This window comes from Acidithiobacillus sp. HP-11 (assembly GCF_015100075.1).
GTDB lineage: Bacteria > Pseudomonadota > Gammaproteobacteria > Acidithiobacillales > Acidithiobacillaceae > Acidithiobacillus > Acidithiobacillus thiooxidans.
In genome coordinates, this window is sequence record NZ_JACKYY010000092.1 from 1 (window position 1) to 3,507 (window position 3,507).

Genomic DNA, 3,507 nt, shown 5'->3' on the forward strand with positions numbered 1-3,507 from the left:
ATCCTCCTTGCTGTAAAAAACCCTGGGACCAAAACAATCGGATGGAAGTGTTCTTCCATCCGAAAAGACCGGAGTTCCTATCAGAAAGTTCCCTGCCAGTCGGGGTCGAACTTGACGAGGCGATGATTGTTCACGGTTTTGTTTGAAGCCTTTCACTGCAGAATCACCTGGAATTTGCTAGCGATATAATGGTCTTAGGCGGGTGAGCAATAGCAGATCATTTCGGATGGCATTTATGGATGTAATCAACAAATCGGTTATGGACAGGCTGGGCGCCCAATCCCAAGAATTTCGACATACGCAGCCTTACCCATGGATCCGTATTTCGGATTTTCTTTATCCGGAAAAGTTTGACCAGCTCTGCAAGGATCTTCCTGATCCCGTTCTTTTTGAATCCCAAATGGGTTACAAAAGAGCGCACGGGCAAGCAAGCCATGATCGTCTCGCATTACAATATCGCCCAGCGCTGGAGAAAGTCCTGACGCCCAGCTGGAGGGATTTTATTCACGAATTGCACAGTGAGGCTTACAAGGATTTCTGGCGCGAGATGCTCGGTTTATTAATACGGCCCTTAAATACCCGAACATCCTTTGATATTATATAGAGCATGGAAAGGATCGACGTGCGCCGCTTGACGATGGAAGGGAGGCAGATGCTTCGCCAGGTGGTGGTTCGTCTGCGCAAGCAATCCGGGATGAGCGTGAAAGAGTTGTCCAAGCTATCTGGCGCACATCCCACGACCATTAAAGGCTGGTTGGCGCGGGCGCCGTACAGAAGGAGAAAAAGGGCTGGGAGAGAAGCGCCGAGGTCGGCCGGTAGGTGCCTGTCGCAAACTGACCCTGGCCGCCGAGGCCTGGATACGCGATCAGATCGTCAAGGGTAACCCTCAGCAAATAAAGTTGCCTTTTGCGCTCTGGACGCGACCGGCGATACGCGCGCTGATTCGAGACCATTTTGGGGCGGATCTACAGGAGCGTCTGGTGGGTAAGTATCTCAAGCGTTGGGGCTTCACTCCGCAGCGCCCTGTCAAAAGGGCATTGGAGCAGAATCCAGAAGTAGTCCGTCAGTGGTTGGAACAGGATTATCCCCGCCTGCGCGCACAAGCGGCCCAAGAGGGAGCGGTGATTTATTGGGGGGACGAGACGGCCGTCAAGGAAGATGCCCATTGGGTACGCGGGTATGCGCCTCGGGGACAAACGCCGGTATTGGCGGTTCCCGCCCGATGGACCACGCTCTCCATGATCTCGGCGATTTCTCCGCAGGGCAAAGTCGCTTTCCAGATTGTCGAAGGCAGCATTGATGCGGAGCGTTTCATCACTTTTCTCACCGCCTTGATTCAGGACGCGCCCCAGAAAATCCATCTGGTCGTCGATAATCTGCGGGTGCATCATGCCAAAGTGGTAACGGCCTGGCTGGCAGATAAAAAAGACCGCATTGAACTGGCCTTTCTGCCGCCCTACGCGCAAGAGTCCAACCCCGACGAATACCTGAATCGGGATTTCAAAACTGCTCTGCGCACAGGTGCAGTCAGTACGGACAAAAACTCTTTAGCAAAAATGCGGGGACGAGAGACGACACTCGCATATGTACCCATGTCGGAGGCAACTGAACTCAAATGAAACAATCCCTGCGTATCGCCCTTGCTACTGCACTCCCGGCGGTAGTTCTTGCGTGTATCGCGTGCGTGAGCAATCAGGCTCTGGCCAATACCATGCCTGCGCAAACCCCCGCTCCGTCTGCTACGACTTCAGGAGTGGCCGTCGTGGACGGACGGTTAGTCGTGGCTGGAACCAATCAATTATTTATACCGCGAGGATTCACCTCGGTTTCCTTGGCCTATCCCACGCAGTACGCTGCCTCTTTATGTAGCAGCCATTTTCGTGCCTCTCCCGCAGCAGCCAATCTTCAGGAAGCGCAGGCCGCCATGACGGCAACAGCAATGCCTGGTTTCGGTTATAACGCGTCCTTGCAAGCAATGGTAAAGGACTGGCACGCCAATACGGTACGCTTCAACCTCAGCCAGGGAGCACTCCAGTACGAATATACCCATGGGCTTTCTGCCTACACTGACATGGTGCGCAACGTGATTGAACAGGCGCGAAGCGCCGGCCTTATTGTTATCTTGTGTATGCAAACCGAGCGATACAGTTGTACGCCTTATGAGGATGGAGGACTCCAGAAGCTGCCAGATCTCCGGACCGAACAAGCCTGGAAACAACTCCTGGATTCGCGCTTGACGCATGATAAGGGGGTGATACTGGAAGTCTTTAACGAGCCTTCAACGACTCGCGCATGCGCTGACGGTACCTTCAGGCATCCTGACTGGAAATCCTGGGCGCATGGCTGTGGCAGAGAGCCCGATCAGGGCATGCTCACGGTGGGGAGATGGCTGCGTCAGCAGGCTCCAGAAAATGTCCTTCTTTTCATGGGTGATGGTATGGATTTTGGTTTCTCCGGCTTCACCGTGCCGCGTGGGATGCCGTCTAACTCAGCCTACAGCGTGCATCCCTATCAATATGTGGTGCGCGGAAATCTAACCGACAGTATCCACGCATGGAATACACGGTTTGGAAATCTGGCAGCCAGTGGACACGCCGTCATCGCTACAGAATGGGACGAGGGCCTCAAACATTGTCCGAATGATCCGAATCAGACCATCACCCGATACTTTATTCAGCGATATCTCCCAGCGCATGCTATTGGGATAACCGTTTACGGATGGGATGCCCCTGTTCAAGCGCCTGGTTATATTGTCAACAGCTACAACTACCCCGGAAATACGGCCACGTATCAATTTGTAGATCCTAATTCTGATGGATGTGGCCATGACGCAGGGAGGATCCTACAAAAGACATTCCGCGCTGAAGCTGTCCAGTGATGATTTCCAAAGAAAAGCAGAACAGATGACGTCCCATCCGATAAAAATAAAAACTGATCCACCTGTAATTCACGCCCCGGATCATGGGTGTCGACAATGTTCAGCCCATGGGCTACGTGTCGATTCGACACCGAAACCACCACTCCGTCCCAAGGAATATTCAAAGTTATCGAAAGACTGCCGTTCGAAATGGTGACGTCCTTTCCTTTCGGCCCAGGTCGAAAATAACTCCCGTAAGCCTCGGCCGGAATGCCCGCAAATATCCAGACCATACAAGCAATCAACAAGCACGCCTTACTTATACCTCATGCTCAAATAGGCACTCCTTTTGCTCGACTTTTCAAGTAGGTATTGATTTCCGCCGAGATATAGTCCTGAAATTCATTGTGGTGTGGTCTTTTCATATATGTATGACTTGAGAGGTTCCTCGCTGTTTTAAGTGGGTAGCTTGAGATCCAGCTTACCCAGTACGAGGTAAGCCATGTTAATAAAATTCTTGTGGGTGCGATAGCCCCGTGCCCTGGATTTGGCGGACTGGAGCAGACTGTTGAAACCTTCCAGAGTGCCGTTACTCAGATGGCTCTCGAACCAACGTAGAATGCCGTCCCAGTGATTCATGATGGTGTAGG

Annotated in this window: 4 protein-coding genes; 3 read left to right on the plus strand and 1 reads right to left on the minus strand. The window is 52.4% G+C overall.

The annotated features are described in order from the left end of the window. Positions 1–235 precede the first annotated feature (235 nt). The 3 genes from H7F08_RS14985 (at position 236) to H7F08_RS14995 (ending at position 2,878) form a co-directional block, all read left to right on the plus strand. Positions 236–604 (plus strand): hypothetical protein, encoded by a 369-nt coding sequence (locus tag H7F08_RS14985; RefSeq protein ID WP_227487912.1) that lies wholly within the window; start codon positions 236–238, stop codon positions 602–604. A 184-nt stretch (positions 605–788) separates the two neighbouring features. After that, a complete protein-coding gene (locus H7F08_RS14990; protein WP_246865051.1) occupies positions 789–1,619 on the plus strand; it encodes an IS630 family transposase in 831 nt (276 codons plus the stop codon). After that, positions 1,616–2,878 carry a cellulase family glycosylhydrolase gene (locus H7F08_RS14995; protein ID WP_226986205.1) on the plus strand — a complete coding sequence of 421 codons (1,263 nt, stop codon included), beginning with the start codon at positions 1,616–1,618 and terminating at the stop codon, positions 2,876–2,878. The genes H7F08_RS14990 and H7F08_RS14995 overlap by 4 nt, the downstream gene beginning before the upstream one ends. Positions 2,879–3,313: 435 nt before the next feature. On the opposite strand, the gene H7F08_RS15000 is transcribed toward H7F08_RS14995, so the two are convergent. Further along, the coding region (locus H7F08_RS15000; RefSeq protein WP_193640981.1) for a transposase at positions 3,314–3,507 on the minus strand (194 nt) is incomplete at its 5' end.

Bases quoted from the DNA above. Each gene is read 5' to 3' on its own strand.
- H7F08_RS14985 (WP_227487912.1), top strand. From the start codon at position 236: ATGGATGTAATCAACAAATCGGTTATGGACAGGCTGGGCGCCCAATCC.
- H7F08_RS14995 (WP_226986205.1), top strand. From the start codon at position 1,616: ATGAAACAATCCCTGCGTATCGCCCTTGCTACTGCACTCCCGGCGGTA.